This window comes from Leisingera sp. ANG-Vp (assembly GCF_000813725.1).
In the GTDB taxonomy this organism is placed as follows: domain Bacteria; phylum Pseudomonadota; class Alphaproteobacteria; order Rhodobacterales; family Rhodobacteraceae; genus Leisingera.
Genome location: NZ_JWLD01000024.1, coordinates 1 through 15,283, shown reverse-complemented (window position 1 = coordinate 15,283; position 15,283 = coordinate 1). Strand labels below are relative to the sequence as shown.

11 protein-coding genes are annotated in these 15,283 nt (G+C 63.4%); all 11 read left to right on the top strand.

The window, feature by feature from the left end; translation table 11 throughout:
* The first annotated feature begins 97 nt into the window (after positions 1-97).
* The 11 genes from folE2 (at position 98) to RA20_RS09390 (ending at position 15,015) form a co-directional block, all read left to right on the top strand.
* Positions 98-1,201 carry a GTP cyclohydrolase FolE2 gene (folE2, locus tag RA20_RS09440; RefSeq protein ID WP_039127348.1) on the top strand — a complete coding sequence of 368 codons (1,104 nt, stop codon included), beginning with the start codon at positions 98-100 and terminating at the stop codon, positions 1,199-1,201.
* Positions 1,202-1,495: 294 nt separating this feature from the next.
* On the top strand, positions 1,496-2,236 hold the full coding sequence (locus RA20_RS09435; protein ID WP_152618471.1) for a hypothetical protein: 741 nt from the start codon (positions 1,496-1,498) through the stop codon (positions 2,234-2,236).
* Between the two features lie 47 nt (positions 2,237-2,283).
* On the top strand, positions 2,284-3,732 hold the full coding sequence (locus RA20_RS09430; protein WP_039127343.1) for a TrkH family potassium uptake protein: 1,449 nt from the start codon (positions 2,284-2,286) through the stop codon (positions 3,730-3,732).
* Between the two features lie 175 nt (positions 3,733-3,907).
* Positions 3,908-5,146 (top strand): aspartate kinase, encoded by a 1,239-nt coding sequence (locus RA20_RS09425; protein ID WP_039127340.1) that lies wholly within the window; start codon positions 3,908-3,910, stop codon positions 5,144-5,146.
* 267 nt (positions 5,147-5,413) lie between these two features.
* Entirely contained in the window at positions 5,414-7,654 is a 2,241-nt protein-coding gene (ptsP, locus tag RA20_RS09420) for a phosphoenolpyruvate--protein phosphotransferase (protein ID WP_039127337.1), read from the top strand.
* A 200-nt stretch (positions 7,655-7,854) separates the two neighbouring features.
* Positions 7,855-10,149: a bifunctional salicylyl-CoA 5-hydroxylase/oxidoreductase gene (locus RA20_RS09415; RefSeq protein WP_039127366.1), complete on the top strand. Its 2,295-nt coding sequence runs from the start codon at positions 7,855-7,857 to the stop codon at positions 10,147-10,149.
* Positions 10,146-10,871, top strand: coding sequence for an SDR family NAD(P)-dependent oxidoreductase (locus RA20_RS09410; RefSeq protein WP_039127334.1), 726 nt, complete (start codon positions 10,146-10,148; stop codon positions 10,869-10,871). The genes RA20_RS09415 and RA20_RS09410 overlap by 4 nt, the downstream gene beginning before the upstream one ends.
* Positions 10,868-11,320 (top strand): MarR family winged helix-turn-helix transcriptional regulator, encoded by a 453-nt coding sequence (locus RA20_RS09405; protein ID WP_039127330.1) that lies wholly within the window; start codon positions 10,868-10,870, stop codon positions 11,318-11,320. The genes RA20_RS09410 and RA20_RS09405 overlap by 4 nt, the downstream gene beginning before the upstream one ends.
* Positions 11,317-12,123, top strand: a complete 807-nt coding sequence (locus RA20_RS09400) for an enoyl-CoA hydratase family protein (RefSeq protein ID WP_039127327.1) — start codon at positions 11,317-11,319, stop codon at positions 12,121-12,123. The genes RA20_RS09405 and RA20_RS09400 overlap by 4 nt, the downstream gene beginning before the upstream one ends.
* A gap of 113 nt (positions 12,124-12,236) precedes the next feature.
* A complete protein-coding gene (locus tag RA20_RS09395) occupies positions 12,237-13,397 on the top strand; it encodes an acyl-CoA dehydrogenase family protein (RefSeq protein WP_039127324.1) in 1,161 nt (386 codons plus the stop codon).
* A gap of 1 nt (position 13,398) precedes the next feature.
* Positions 13,399-15,015, top strand: a complete 1,617-nt coding sequence (locus tag RA20_RS09390) for an AMP-binding protein (protein ID WP_039127320.1) — start codon at positions 13,399-13,401, stop codon at positions 15,013-15,015.
* Positions 15,016-15,283 lie beyond the last annotated feature (268 nt).

The following is a 15,283-nucleotide window of genomic DNA, read 5'->3' as shown; positions in this document are numbered from 1 at the left end:
ATATGGCGGATCCGTTTTGAATTTTGCCGCGTAACAGTATATGGGGAAGGCCTGCCGGACCCTATATGAGGGCCCGTATGACTTGGGGGAAACGCCGATGAACATTCACACCCGTGACGCCGCAGAGGCTCCGGACCGCGAGGCTGCGGCCGCCGCGCTGGATGTGCTGCGGGCCTGGGCCGGCACTGTGACCGAGACCGAGATCGCCCAGCTGGACCCGGCAGTGGCGCGGCTGCTGCCTGGCCGAGAGGTGGGCAACTACCCGGATCTGTCGCGGCATTACCCCGAGGATTTCAAGTCGGACGAGGCCTACCGCGCCACGCTGCCCGATCTGCAGAACGGGCCGACCAGCCTGATCCGCGGCGCCCAGGAGCAGATTCAGCATGTGGGGATCTCGAACTTCCGTCTGCCGATCCGCTTTCACACCCGCGACGACGGCGACCTGACGCTGGAGACCAGCGTGACCGGCACCGTGTCTTTGGATGCGGGCAAGAAGGGCATCAACATGTCCCGGATCATGCGCACTTTCTACAAACACGCCGAGCGCACCTTCAGCTATGAGGTGATGGCAGCGGCGCTGGATGATTACCTGAGCGATCTGGACAGCCCGGATGCGCGCATCCAGATGCGGTTCTCCTTCCCGGCACGGGTGGAGAGCCTGCGCTCGGGCCTGAGCGGCTATCAGTACTACGACTTTGCTCTGGAGCTGGTCGACCACGACGGCGTGCGTGAGAAGATCATGCATCTGGACTATGTCTATTCCTCGACCTGCCCGTGCTCGCTGGAGCTGTCCGAGCACGCCCGCCAGGCGCGCGGGCAGCTGGCGACGCCGCATTCGCAGCGCTCGGTTGCGCGGATTTCGGTGCAGGCGGTGCCGGGCGGTGCCAAGCTGTGGTTCGAGGATCTGATCGACCTTTGCCGCAAGGCTGTGCCGACCGAGACCCAGGTGATGGTGAAGCGCGAGGACGAACAGGCCTTTGCCGAGCTCAACGCGGCGAACCCGATCTTTGTTGAAGATGCGGCGCGGCTGTTCTGCGAGGCGCTGCAGGCGGATGTGCGTATCGGCGATTTCCGGGTGGTGGCGAGCCACCAGGAAAGCCTGCACAGCCATGACGCGGTGAGCGTGTTGACGCAGGGCGACCTGTTCAAGGCGATGAGCCTGGATCCCAAACTGTTCTCGACCCTGATCCACCAAGGGTAACTGTAACGGGCAGGCCTGCCTGAATTCCGGGCAGGTTTCCCTGTGCACTGCGGCAATTTCTGCATTGCCGCATTTTTCACGCTGCCGTGCAGAAACACATGTTAGCCTGATGGCGAATCCCCGGGGAAGTTTCCTAGGGGACGAGGGAGCTTGTGCGCAGGAGTCTGCAATTGACGGCCCGTATTCCGCTGCATCCGGCCCGGAAGGTCTCCGGCGCCCGCTCCCCGTGTTTCTTGCCCGCACAGTGCAGCAGGTGTCCGGGGCAAGGCCAGTGCAGGACCTAAGGAGTATCAGATGACGAGCTTTCACCAGATGGCCGGGCTGACGGCCAAGGCGCATGAATGGGCGGGATTTGCAGCAGGCATGCAGCTGAAGCTGTGGCGCCAGGCGGCTGAGGCAGCGCTGCAGGCGCCTTATGAACAGATGCGGCTGGCGCAGTCTTTGGTGGACTCGCAGCGGCGGTTGCTGAGGGCGGCTGCTCCGGCAAGGGAAGAACAGCCAGCGCAGGAACAGCCCGCGCAGGAACGGGCATCCCAGGCGGGAGCCAAGCCCGCCCCTCAGGCCAAAGCTGTGGCAAAGAAGAAGACCCCGCCCAAGGCAGCTTCAGCGAAGCCTTCGGCCGGAAAGCCGGAAGCCCGCAAGCCGGCGGTACGCAAGGCTGCAACGCGAAAGGCGCCGACCCGTGCCGCGGCGCAGCCAGCGGCGTCAGCCACTGCAGCAAAAGCGGCTGTGCAGCCCATTGCAGCCGCGGCGGCCGCGGTGCAGAAGGAAACAGCTGCCGGGGGCAGGACACAGGAAACTCCAGCGGAGTTCCGCAGCGCTTCTGCCCGGCGCACCCAGCCGGCCAGCCCTTCTGCAGAAGGCCGGAAACCGGACACAAAGCCTGCTGCGGCTGAAACACCGGCGCAGGAATTGGCTGAAGCAGGCAAGCCAAAGGCAAAACAGGACGCTGCAGGCAAGCGGCCGCGCAAGCCTTCCAGCCCGCCGCAGATGCCGCCGCGCAACGCTGACGGCACCAGCAGCAGCGGCGGGTAGTGCCGCAGGCTTGACACTTGCGGCGCACAGGGCCAACGCTGCGCCGCATGTTGGATCTTCGTCCGGTTGGATATGTCATCGGCCTGCTGGTCGTCATTCTGGGGGCAATGATGCTGTTCCCGCTGCTGGTCGATCTGCTGGACGGCCGCGGCGAATGGCATGTGTTCCTGGAAAGCTCAGTGTTCACGATCCTGGTGGGCGGGCTGCTGGCCCTGAGCTGTGCCAATGGCGTCAAGGAAGGGCTGAGCATCCGCCAGACCTTCCTTCTGACCACCACCGTGTGGCTGGCGCTGCCCTTGTTCGGGGCAATCCCCCTGATGCTGGGGGCGACCGAGCTGCGCTTTGTCGATGCGTTTTTCGAGGCGATGTCGGGGCTGACCACAACCGGGTCCACGGTGATCTCCGGGCTGGATGACCTGCCGCGCGGGCTGTTGCTGTGGCGCGGTATCTTGCAGTGGCTCGGCGGCATCGGCATCATTGTGGTTGCGATGGTGTTCCTGCCAGAGCTGCGGGTCGGCGGCATGCAGATCTTTAAGTCGGAAAGCTTTGACACCTTTGGGAAAATCCTGCCGCGCGCGCAGGCGATCGCCAAGCAGATTTCACTGATCTACGTATCGCTGACCATGGCCTGCATGCTGGTTTACATGGTGATGGGCATGGGGCCGTTCGACGGGCTTGTGCATGCGATGACCACCATCGCCACCGGCGGCTTTGCCAATTACGACGCCTCTTTCGGAGCCTTTTCCGGTCCGGTGGAATATGCGGCCGCGATTTTCATGATCCTCGCGGCACTGCCGTTTGTGCGTTATGTGCAGCTGATCAACGGCCATGGCACGCCGATGCTGCGTGACAGCCAGATCCGCGGCTTCATGGTGACACTCGGCCTGCTGGTCGTCACCGCGGCGGGCGTTCTGTATTACGCGCAATCGCATGGGGCAGAGGCCTCTGTACGCTCGGCGCTGTTCAACATCACCTCGATCATGTCGGGCACCGGCTATGCCAGTGCGGATTACATGCAATGGGGCAGTTTCCTGGTGATGGTTTTCTTTTTCACCGGCCTCATTGGCGGCTGCGCGGGTTCGACAGCCTGCTCGGTGAAGATCTTCCGCTATCAGCTGCTGTTTGCCTCGATCCGCGGGCAAATCCAGCGCATCCGCTCACCGCATGGGGTGTTCATCACCCGCTATGAGGGGCGGCCGGTGGATGCCGAGGTGCTGAGCTCGGTGATCTCTTTCTTCATGTTCTTCATCGTGACCCTGGGCGTGGTGGCCTGGGCGCTGGCGCTGACCGGGCTGGACTTTATCACCGCGGTTTCAGGGGCGGCGACCGCTGTGGCGAATATCGGCCCCGGATTGGGCGACACAATCGGGCCTGCGGGCAACTTCGCGACCTTGAACGATCCGGCCAAGTGGATCCTGAGCGCAGCGATGCTGATCGGGCGGCTGGAGCTGATGGCAGTCTATGCGATGCTGACGGTCCGGTTCTGGCGCGGCTGATCCGCCGGATTGGCAGAAATTGCGCGCACCGGGCATTGTGGCGGTTTGCCGCGCTGAATCGGCGGCCTGAACTGCAGCTTCCTTTCCCTGAAGGCCTGCGCGCTCTTGCCCTTGGGGGGCGGCTCGCATAAGAGGCACAGGATCGAAACCCGCAAGGCAGGGAGACCCGTTCCATATGCCCGTACTTGTGATGAAATTCGGCGGCACATCCGTCGCCAACCTGGACCGCATCCGCCGCGCTGCCAAACGCGTGGGCGTCGAGGTGGCCAAGGGCTATGACGTGATCGTCATCGTGTCGGCGATGTCCGGCAAGACCAATGAACTGGTGGGCTGGGTCGATGAGACCTCGCCGCTTTATGACGCGCGCGAATACGACGCCGTGGTCTCTTCGGGCGAAAACGTGACCGCCGGCCTGATGGCGCTGACGCTGCAGGAAATGGATGTGCCTGCGCGCAGCTGGCAGGGCTGGCAGGTGCCGCTCAAGACCACTTCGGCGCACAGCCAGGCCCGGATTGAGGAAATCCCGCCGGAAAACATCCGCGCCAAATTTGCCGAGGGCATGAAAGTGGCGGTTGTTGCAGGCTTCCAGGGCATCAGCCCCGAGGGCCGGATCACCACCCTGGGCCGGGGCGGTTCGGACACCACTGCGGTGGCCTTTGCGGCGGCGTTTGAAGCCGAGCGCTGCGACATCTACACCGACGTGGACGGCGTCTATACCACCGACCCGCGGATCTGCGACAAGGCCCGCAAGCTGGACAAGATCGCGTTTGAGGAAATGCTGGAGCTGGCGTCGCTGGGTGCAAAAGTGCTGCAGACCCGCTCGGTTGAACTGGCGATGCGCTATAAGGTGAAGCTGCGCGTGCTGTCCAGCTTCGAGGAACAAAGTGACGAGGCCGGCACGCTGGTCTGTGCCGAGGAGGAAATCATGGAATCCAATGTTGTGGCCGGTGTGGCCTATTCCCGTGACGAAGCCAAGCTGACCGTGCAGTCGGTGGCAGACCGCCCCGGCATCGCGGCAACCATCTTTACCGCGCTGTCTGATGCGGGCGTGAATGTGGACATGATCGTGCAGGACGTCTCTGAAGACGGCCGCACCGACATGACTTTCTCCTGCCCGACCGATCAGGTGGCCCGAGCCGAGCAGGCGCTGGTGGGCATCAAGGAGCAGGGCGAGATCAACTTTGCTGAGCTGCTGGCCGACAACGAAGTTGCCAAAGTCTCGGTGGTTGGCATCGGCATGCGTTCCCAGTCGGGCGTGGCGGCCAAGATGTTCAAGGTGCTGTCGGACGAGGGCATCAACATCAAGGTGATCACCACCTCGGAAATCAAGATCTCGGTGCTGATCGACCGCAAGTACATGGAGCTGGCCGTGCAGGCGCTGCATGATGCGTTTGAGCTGGACAAAGCTGCGTAAGCATCTGCCGAAGAATAACTATTTGTATGTTTGCAAAGGCGCCGTTCGGGCGCCTTTGTCATGCGCGGCCCAAGACGGGCGGTAACCCGCCCAAAGCTCCGGCATGCTGCTCTGATTGCAGGCAATACTGCAAAAACACTTGGACTTTTTCCGCTGGGGTGGGACAAGTGGGTGAGGAGAGCGCGCTGGCGTACTACTCTGGGCGGTATCCGGCCCGGAGACATCAGGGGCGGCGGTGTAAAGGGTAAGGCCCGGGAGAGGGTGGCTATGGCTGACACGACAGAATCCGAAAGCAGGAAGCTTCTGGTTCGCTTGCGGGAAGCGATGGCGGGCGATGATGCCGGCCAGGCGCGGCTTGACAAGATCACCCATCTGATCGCCGACAGCATGGGAACCGAGGTGTGCTCGGTCTATCTGTTCCGCGATGAAGAGACGCTGGAGCTGTGCGCGACCCAGGGCCTGAATGTCGAATCGGTGCACCAGACCCGGATGCGGATCGGCGAGGGCCTGGTGGGCCGTGTCGCCAAATACGGCAAGGTGGTGAACACCCCGGACGCGCCCAATGCCAAGGGCTTCCGCTACATGCCTGAAACAGGCGAGGAGCGGTTTTCCTCCTTCCTCGGCGTGCCGGTGCAGCGGCTGGGCGAGATGCTGGGCGTCCTGGTGGTCCAGTCCAAGGAAGCGCGCGAGTTTTCCGCAGACGCCGTCTATGCGCTGGAAGTGGTGGCGATGGTGATCGCCGAGATGACCGAACTGGGGGCCTTTGTCGGCGAGGGCGCAGCCCTGTCGCCGCTGCACCAGCAGGCGGTTCTGATCCATGGCGGGTCGGCCCAGGAGGGCGCGGCAGAGGGCCATGTCTGGCTGCATGAGCCGCGGGTGATTGTCACCAATCCGATTGCCGACGACCCCCAGCGCGAGCTGGAGCGGCTGAACGGCGCGGTTGAGGAATTGCGGGTCGGTGTCGACAAGATGCTGGAAGTCTCGCGCGATGGCGACAAGGAGCAACTGCAGGTTCTCGAGGCCTACCGGATGTTTGCCAATTCCAAGGGCTGGATGCGGCGGATGGAAGAGGACATCGCCCGCGGCCTGAGTGCCGAGGCGGCGGTGGAGAAGGAGCAGTCCCAGGCCCGCACCCGGATGAGCCAGGTGCAGGACGCCTATCTGCGCGAGCGGCTGAGCGATCTGGACGACCTGTCGAACCGGCTGCTGCGGATTCTGACCGGGCAGGGCTCCTCCACGGGGGCTGAGCTGCCGGAAAACCCGATCCTGATTGCCCGCAATATAGGTCCTGGCGACCTGCTGGAATACGGGCGGTCCCTGCGCGGGATCGTGCTGGAAGAGGGCTCTGTCGGCTCGCATGCGGCGATTGTGGCGCGGGCGCTGGCCATTCCGCTGGTGGTCCATGCCAAGCGCATCACCACCGAGGCGCTGAATGGCGACCACATCATGGTCGACGGCGATCAGGGCGTGGTGCATTTGCGGCCGGATGAAACCGTGGTGGGTGCTTTCCGCGACAAGATCGCAATGCACGCCCAGGCGCAGGAGCGCTATGCCTCGATCCGGAACACGCCGGCAGTCACCACCGATGGGCAGCGCATCAACATGGTGATGAATGCGGGCCTGATGGCGGATCTGCCCTCGCTGGACGGTTCCGGCGCCGAAGGGGTGGGGCTGTTCCGCACGGAATTGCAATTCCTTGTGCGCAACCAGATGCCGAAGCGCTCGGAATTGGTTGCTTTGTACAAGCGGGTGCTGGATGCGGCGCATGGCAAGCCGGTTGTGTTCCGCACGCTGGACATCGGCTCGGACAAAGTGCTGCCCTATATGACGCCAACGGATGAACCGAACCCGGCGCTTGGCTGGCGGGCGATCCGGGTGGGGCTGGACAAGCCCGGGGTGATGCGGATGCAGCTGCAGGCCCTGCTGCGGGCTGCGGAAGGGCGGCCGCTGTCGGTCATGTTCCCCTTTGTCGCCCAGTTCGAGGAATACCGCGCTGCCAAGGCCGAGGTCGATAAGACCATCGAGCGGGAGCGTATCCTGGGCCACGCTTTGCCGTCCGAGCTGAAGGTCGGCGCCATGCTGGAGACGCCGTCGCTGGCCTATGCTCCGCAGAAGTTCTTTGATGAGGTGAGCTTCATCTCCATCGGCGGCAACGACCTGAAGCAGTTCTTCTTTGCCGCCGACCGCGAGAACGAGCGGGTGCGCCGCCGCTATGACACGTTGAACGTCAGCTTCCTGAGCTTCATCGAGCGGATTGTGGAGCGCTGCGCGATCTCCGGCACCCCGCTCAGCTTCTGCGGCGAGGATGCCGGGCGCCCGGTTGAGGCCGTCTGCCTGGCGGCTATGGGCATCCGCACCTTGTCGATGCGCCCGGCCTCGATCGGCCCGGTGAAGTCGCTTTTGCTGCGGGTGGATCTGGGAGAGCTGCGCAAGATCATCTCGGATGCCCGCCATCGCGGCGACCAGGCGGTGCGGCCTGCGGTGATGCAGTACCTGCGCGCGCTCTGACGCCCTGCCAGCAGTATTCAGGCCCTGCACCGTTCCGGTGCTGGGCTCCCCTGGCTTCAAGGATCGCAAGCGGTGCCGCGGCAGGGCCGCTGCGGCCTCTGGCGCCAATTTATTTCAAGCTTAAAATTTTAGACTTGAAGTTTATCGGGACCCGCTTATCCTGATCCGCAGAGAAATGCGCAAAGCGGGAGAGGATGATCATGAAAATCGTCTGTCTGGGAGGAGGGCCTGCCGGCCTCTACTTTGCCATCTCGATAAAGCTGCGCCAGCCGCAGGCAGAGGTCACGGTGATCGAGCGCAACAAGGCCGATGACACCTTTGGCTGGGGCGTGGTGCTGTCGGACGACGCGCTGGAGAACCTGACAGAGAATGATCCGCAAAGCGCCGCAGCGATCCGGGAGAATTTTGCCTATTGGGATGACATCGCGGTTGTCCATAACGGCACCCGCACTGTGTCGGGCGGCCATGGTTTTGCCGGGATCGGGCGCAAGCAGATGCTTTTGCTGCTGCAGGACCGGGCGCGGGAATTGGGCGTGGATCTGCAGTTTGAAACCGTGGCGAAACCGGCGGCGGAGTATCAGCGGGACTATGATCTTGTCGTGGGCTGCGACGGGCTGAATTCCAATGTCCGCAATGAGTTCGCGGGGCATTTTAAACCGGAAATCGATGTGCGGCCGTGCAAGTTCATCTGGCTGGGCACCCATCAGAAGTTCGACGACGCCTTCACCTTCATCTTCGAGAAGACCCAGCATGGCTGGATGTGGATCCACGCCTATCAGTTCGACGCCGACACCGCGACGGTGATCGTTGAGTGCTCGGCCGAGACCTGGGAAGCCTGGGGCTTTGAAGGCATGAGCAAGGAGGAGATCATCCGCACCTGCGAGGAGATCTTTGCGGATCATCTGGATGGCCATGCGCTGATGTCCAACGCTGCGCATCTGCGCGGAACGGCAGTGTGGATCAACTTCCCGCGGGTGCTGTGCGAGAAGTGGTATCATGAAAATGTAGTGCTGCTTGGCGATGCCTCAGCCACTGCGCATTTCTCCATCGGGTCGGGGTCGCGGCTGGCCTTTGACAGCGCCATTGCGCTGGCGGAGCTGGTCAGCACCGAGCCGACGCTGGAGCGCGCCTTTGAACGTTATCAGGAGGAGCGGCGGCTGGATGTGCTGCGGCTGCAATCGGCGGCGCGTAATTCCTTGGAGTGGTTCGAGGAGGTCGAGCGCTACCTGGATATGGATCCTGTGCAGTTCAACTACTCGCTGCTGACACGCTCCCAGCGGATTTCCCATGAAAACCTGCGGCTGCGCGATGCGGAATGGCTGCAGAGCGCCGAGAAATGGTTTCAGGACGAGGCGGGCGCGCCCGCGGATGCGCCGGTGCGGCCGCCGATGTTTGCCCCTTACCGCCTGCGCGGGATGGAGCTGCAGAACCGCATCGTGGTCTCGCCCATGGCGCAGTACAAGGCGGTCGATGGCTGCCCCACCGACTGGCACCTGATCCACTACGGCGAGCGCGCCAAAGGCGGGGCGGGTCTGGTCTATACCGAGATGACCTGTGTCAGTGCCGAAGGGCGGATCTCGCTGGGCTGCCCGGGCCTTTATGCGCCGGAGCATGAGGCAGCGTGGACACGGCTGGTTGATTTTGTGCACGGCGAGACCAACGCAAAGATCTGCTGCCAGATCGGCCACTCGGGCCGCAAGGGCTCGACCCAGCTGGGCTGGGAAGTGATGGACGCGCCGCTGCCGGAGGGGAACTGGGAGACGGTTTCGGCCTCTGCAATCCCATGGTCGGCGAATAACCCGCCGCCGCGGGAGATCACGCGCACCGAAATGGAGGCGGTCAAGGCGGAGTTTGCGGCTGCGGCGGAAATGGCAGGGCGGGCTGGCTTTGACATGATCGAACTGCACGCGGCGCATGGCTATCTGATATCCTCCTTCATCTCGCCGAAATCGAACATTCGGAGCGACGAGTACGGCGGCAGCCTGGAAAACCGGCTGCGCTATCCGCTGGAAGTGTTCCAGGCGATGCGCGCGGTCTGGCCGGAGGAGAAACCCATGTCTGTACGGATTTCCGCCAATGACTGGGTGGGCGATGAGGGTGTCACCCCGGAGGAGGCAGTGGAAATCGCTAAGGCCTTCACTGCGGCGGGCGCGGATATCATTGATGTATCGGCAGGTCAGACCTCGTCCGATGCGCAGCCGGTCTATGGCCGGATGTTCCAGACGCCGTTCTCCGACCGCATTCGCAATGAGGCCGGGATTGCCACCATGGCTGTGGGCAACATCTATGAGGCGGATCACGCGAATTCGATCCTGATGGCGGGGCGGGCCGATCTGGTCTGCGTGGGCCGGCCGCATCTGGCCGATCCCTATTGGACCCTGCATGAGGCGGCGCGGATCGGCGACAGGCACGGCGATTGGCCGCTGCCCTATCATGCGGGCCGGGATCAGGCCTGGCGCCTGGCGGATCGCGAAGCGGAGGTTATCCGGGCATGACACGCAGGGTTCTGGTCACAGGCGGCGGCACGGGGATTGGCAAGGCGATTGCCCATGCCTTTGCCGCGGAGGGCTGCCATGTCACCATCGCCGGGCGCCGCCGGGAACCGCTGGAGGCAGCAGCGGAGGGGCTGGGGCTGGAGATCCGCGTGGCGGATGTGACAGATGAGGCGCAGGTGGAGGCACTGTTCGCCACGCCCTATGATGTGGTCATAGCCAATGCCGGCACCGGTGTTGCGGCGCGGATCGAGGATGTTGAGCTGGAAGACTGGCAGCGCACCCTGTCCGTCAACATGACCGGCACCTTCCTGACCTTCCGCGCGGCGCTGCGGGCGGGCATGGAGCCGGGCGGGCGGTTGATTGCCATCGCCTCCACTGCTTCGTTGCAGGGCGGGGCGCAGATCCCGGCCTATGCGGCGTCCAAACACGGGGTGCTGGGGCTGGTGCGGTCAGTTGCGCAAGGCGTGGCCAAGCGCGGGATCACCTGCAATGCAATCTGCCCCGGGTTTGTCGACACCGAGATGGCTGAGAGCGCGGTCACCGGGCTGATGGCCCGGCATGATATCCCGCGGGAGAAAGCGCTGAAGATGGTGGTTGGCGGCAATCCGATGCAGCGGCTGATTGCGCCGGAGGAAGTGGCGGCCACGGCGGTTTTCCTTGCATCTGACGGCGCGGCTTCAGTCAATGGGCATGCAATGAGTGTGTCGGGAGGGGAAATTTGAGCACGACATCAAAAGACCGGCTGCGGCTGTGGTTGAAGGTGCTGAAGGCCACCAAGGCGGTGGAAAGCGAAGTGCGTGAGAACCTGCGGCGGGATTTTGCAACGACCCTGCCGCGGTTTGATGTGATGGCGGCCCTGATGCAGCACGAAAAAGGCCTCAAGATGAGTGAGTTGTCCGGGGTTCTGAAAGTGTCGAACGGCAATGTCACCGGCATTGTCGAGCGGCTGGTCGAGGATGGCCATGTGTTACGGGAAAAGGTCGAGGGCGACCGCCGCGCCAATCTGGTGCGGCTGACGGCGGCGGGCCAGGCCGAGTTTTCGCGCCAGGCCGAGGCGCATGAGGGCTGGATCGACGCGGCCTTTGACGGGCTCACGGCGGATCAGGCGCTGGGCATTGCTGAAAGCCTGGACGCGGTGGCGCGGCGGCTGGAGAAAGGCAGTAAGGCATGAGTGTAAACCGGGAGCCGAAGCATTTCCTGTGCCGGATTGAGGACGGTATTGCCACCATTTCGCTGGACCGGCCTGAGCGGAAGAACCCGCTGACCTTTGAGAGCTATGCGGAGCTGCGCGACTGGTTCCGCGATCTGCAGTATGACGACGGCGTCAAGGCGGCGGTCTTTGCCTCCAACGGCGGCAACTTCTGCTCGGGCGGCGATGTGCATGACATCATCGGGCCGCTGACGAAGATGAGCATGAAGGAGCTCTTGGCCTTCACCCGGATGACCGGGGATCTGGTGAAGGCGATGGTGAATTGCGGCAAGCCGGTGATTGCGGCGATTGACGGGATCTGCGTCGGGGCGGGGGCGATCATAGCCATGGCCTCGGATATCCGGATTGCCACGCCGGAGGCTAAGACGGCCTTCCTGTTCACCCGGGTCGGCCTTGCTGGCTGCGACATGGGCGCCTGCGCAATCCTGCCGCGGATCATCGGCCAGGGGCGGGCGGCGGAGCTGCTGTACACAGGCCGTTCAATGAAGGCCGAAGAGGGCCACGCCTGGGGCTTTCACAACAAGCTGGTTGCGGCGGAGGAGCTGGAAGCGGAGGCCCAGAGCTGGGCGGAGAGGATCGCATCGGGTCCGAACTTCGGTCACATGATGACCAAGACCATGCTGGCGCAGGAGTGGTCGATGTCGATCGAACAGGCGATCGAAGCCGAGGCGCAGGCCCAGGCGATTTGCATGCAGACGGCGGATTTCGAGCGCGCCTACCATGCCTTTGTGAACAAGGAAAAGCCGCTGTTTGAAGGCGATTGAGCCTTGAAAACACGGGATCCTGCGCTGGAGGAGGGTGCGGGAGCCTCCGGCGGGGATATTTGAAGCAAGAGGAAGACTGGGGCGCTTTGCCTTTGGCCATTGGGAGGAGAGAGATGGCAGACAAGACCTTTCTGAGCTGGCCGTTTTTTGAGGACCGGCATAGGGCTTTGGCGGAGGAGCTGGAGGCCTGGGCCGGGGCGAACATCGCTGGGATTGATCATTCCGACACCGATGCCGCCTGCCGGGCGCTGGTCACAGCACTGGGCGCGGGCGGCTGGACGCAGCATTCCGGGGCCATGGCAGGGGAGCAGCTGGATGTGCGCAGCCTGTGCCTGATCCGCGAAACTCTGGCGCGCCACGACGGGCTGGCGGATTTTGCATTTGCCATGCAGGGGCTGGGGACCGGGGCGGTCTCGCTGTTCGGGACAGAGGCGCAGCAGCAGGAATGGCTGCCGCTGACCCGGGCGGGCAGGGCGATCTCTGCCTTTGCCCTGACCGAACCGCAATCGGGGTCGGATGTGGCCAACTCCACCATGACGGCGGTGGAGGACGGCGGCAGTTACGTGCTGAACGGCGAAAAGACCTGGATCTCCAATGGCGGCATTGCTGATGTCTACACGCTGTTTGCCCGCACTGGCGAGGCGCCGGGGGCAAAGGGGCTGAGCGCCTTTGTGGTGCCTGCGGGCCTGCCGGGGTTCGAGGTCGCCGAGCGGCTGGAAACGATTGCGCCGCATCCCCTGGCAACGCTGCGGTTCAGCGATTGCCGGATCCCGAAGTCTGCACTTCTGGGGCAGCCGGGGCAGGGATTCAAGATTGCGATGTCGGTGCTGGATGTGTTCCGCTCTACCGTGGCGGCGGCGGCTCTGGGCTTTGCCCGTCGGGCGCTGGATGAAGCGCTGCAGCGGGTGACAGAGCGCCAGGTGCAGGGCGCGCCGCTGTTTGATCTGCAGATGGTGCAGGGGCATATTGCTGATATGGCGCTGGATGTTGATGCCTCTGCGCTGCTGGTCTACCGGGCCGCGTGGGCCAAGGATTCAGGAGCGGCACGGGTCACCCGCGAGGCCGCGATGGCCAAGCTGTTTTCGACCGACCAGGCGCAAGCCGTCATCGACAAGGCGGTGCAGCTGCACGGCGGCGACGGTGTGCGGCGCGGCCAGAAGGTGGAGGAACTCTACCGCGATATCCGCGCCTTGCGCATCTACGAAGGGGCTTCGGATGTGCAGCGGGTGGTGATCGCCCGCCAGGCCCTTGGCGCCTTTCAGGGAGGGAATTGAGATGCTGGGACCTTCTGCCCATGCGGATAGCTTTGCCCGGGACAACCTGCCGCCTGCGGATCAGTGGCCCGAATTCCTGCTGGAGGGGTTTGAGTATCCTGAATACCTGAATGCCGCAGTCGAGCTGACCGATGCGATGGTGGAGAAGGGGTTCGGCGACTACACCGCGCTGATCGGCAATGGCCGCTACCGCACCTACAAGGAACTGGCCGACTGGACCAACCGGCTGGCGCATGTGCTGACAGAGGACCTCGGCGTGAAGCCGGGCAACCGGGTGCTGATCCGCTCGGCCAACAACCCGGCGATGGTCGCCTGCTGGCTGGCGGCGACCAAGGCGGGGGCGGTGGTTGTCAACACTATGCCGCTGCTGCGCAAGGGGGAGCTGGCCAAGATTGTCGACAAGGCAGAGATTAGCCACGCGCTGTGCGATACCCGCCTGAAGGACGAACTGGTGGCCTGCGCCAAGGAGTCGAAGTTCCTGAACACGGTGGTGGGATTTGACGGCACCTCCAACCACGACGCGGAACTGGACCGGCTGGCGCTGGAGAAACCGGTGACCTACGAGGCGGTGAAGACAGGCCGTGATGATGTGGCGCTGCTGGGCTTCACATCCGGCACCACCGGATCGCCCAAGGCGACAATGCATTTCCACCGCGACCTGCTGATCATCGCCGATGGCTATGCCCGGGAAGTGTTGGATGTGCAGCCCGAGGATGTGTTTGTCGGCTCGCCGCCATTGGCCTTTACTTTCGGCCTGGGCGGGCTGGCGATCTTTCCTTTGCGCTTTGGCGCAGCAGCGACACTGCTGGAGAACGCCACGCCTCCGAACCTCATCGAAATCATTGAGAAGTACGAGGCAACCGTCTGCTTCACCGCGCCGACGGCCTACCGGGTGATGCTGCGCGCTATGGACGAGGGGGCGGATCTGTCGTCGCTCAGAGCGGCGGTGTCTGCAGGGGAGACTTTGCCGGCGCCGGTCTATGAGGAGTGGATGCAGAAGACCGGCAAGCCGATGCTGGACGGGATCGGCGCCACCGAGATGCTGCATATCTTCATCACCAACCGCTTCAGCGACCACCGCCCGGCCTGTACCGGAAAACCGGTGGGCGGCTACCAGGTTAAGGTTTTGGATGCGGACGGCAACGAGGCGCCGCGCGGCGAGGTCGGACGGCTGGCGGTCAAAGGGCCGACAGGCTGCCGGTACCTGGCTGATGACCGGCAGGTGGGCTATGTGAAGGATGGCTGGAACATTACCGGCGACAGTTTTCTGCGCGATCCGGATGGATACCTGCATTTTGCAGCCCGCAACGACGATATGATCGTCTCAGCTGGCTACAACATTGCGGGCCCCGAAGTGGAAGCCGCATTGCTGTCCCATGCGGCGGTCGCGGAATGCGCCGTGATCGGGGCTTCGGACGAGGCCCGCGGCGAGATCGTCGAGGCGCATGTTGTGCTGGCGGAAGGGCAGGTGCCGTCGGACGCGCTGGTGAAGCTTTTGCAGGACCACGTGAAAACCGTGATTGCGCCGTATAAATACCCCCGGTCGGTTTTGTTCACCAGCGCACTGCCTAAAACCGAGACTGGCAAAATTCAACGGTTCCGGCTGAAAGGCGGCTGACGCGGGGGCTATTTTGCCTGGGGGTTTGTTCTTGGATGCGGCGCGCTGCAAGCGATCAGAGCGGACGATGCGAAAGTTTCAGGGTTCGTCTAGGCTGCCCTTCAAGCTGTGGAAGGGGCCCTCGAAAGTAGTAAATACCGTGCCGGGACTTGCACAAGTAAGCTGCTAGCATCATGAGCGGTGTGTCTCACTATGTGTCCCACCTACTCAGATTGTGCTTAAGCCTTTAAAAATATTGGCTGTGGAGGTGGGGAGCCTGATCTGACTG

Excerpts from the sequence above, each read along its gene's own strand:
- folE2 (WP_039127348.1), top strand. The coding sequence starts at position 98 with ATGAACATTCACACCCGTGACGCCGCAGAGGCTCCGGACCGCGAGGCT.
- RA20_RS09415 (WP_039127366.1), top strand. The coding sequence starts at position 7,855 with ATGAAAATCGTCTGTCTGGGAGGAGGGCCTGCCGGCCTCTACTTTGCC.
- RA20_RS09430 (WP_039127343.1), top strand. The coding sequence starts at position 2,284 with ATGTTGGATCTTCGTCCGGTTGGATATGTCATCGGCCTGCTGGTCGTC.
- RA20_RS09400 (WP_039127327.1), top strand. The coding sequence starts at position 11,317 with ATGAGTGTAAACCGGGAGCCGAAGCATTTCCTGTGCCGGATTGAGGAC.
- RA20_RS09390 (WP_039127320.1), top strand. The coding sequence starts at position 13,399 with ATGCTGGGACCTTCTGCCCATGCGGATAGCTTTGCCCGGGACAACCTG.
- RA20_RS09435 (WP_152618471.1), top strand. The coding sequence starts at position 1,496 with ATGACGAGCTTTCACCAGATGGCCGGGCTGACGGCCAAGGCGCATGAA.
- RA20_RS09425 (WP_039127340.1), top strand. The coding sequence starts at position 3,908 with ATGCCCGTACTTGTGATGAAATTCGGCGGCACATCCGTCGCCAACCTG.
- RA20_RS09410 (WP_039127334.1), top strand. The coding sequence starts at position 10,146 with ATGACACGCAGGGTTCTGGTCACAGGCGGCGGCACGGGGATTGGCAAG.
- ptsP (WP_039127337.1), top strand. The coding sequence starts at position 5,414 with ATGGCTGACACGACAGAATCCGAAAGCAGGAAGCTTCTGGTTCGCTTG.
- RA20_RS09395 (WP_039127324.1), top strand. The coding sequence starts at position 12,237 with ATGGCAGACAAGACCTTTCTGAGCTGGCCGTTTTTTGAGGACCGGCAT.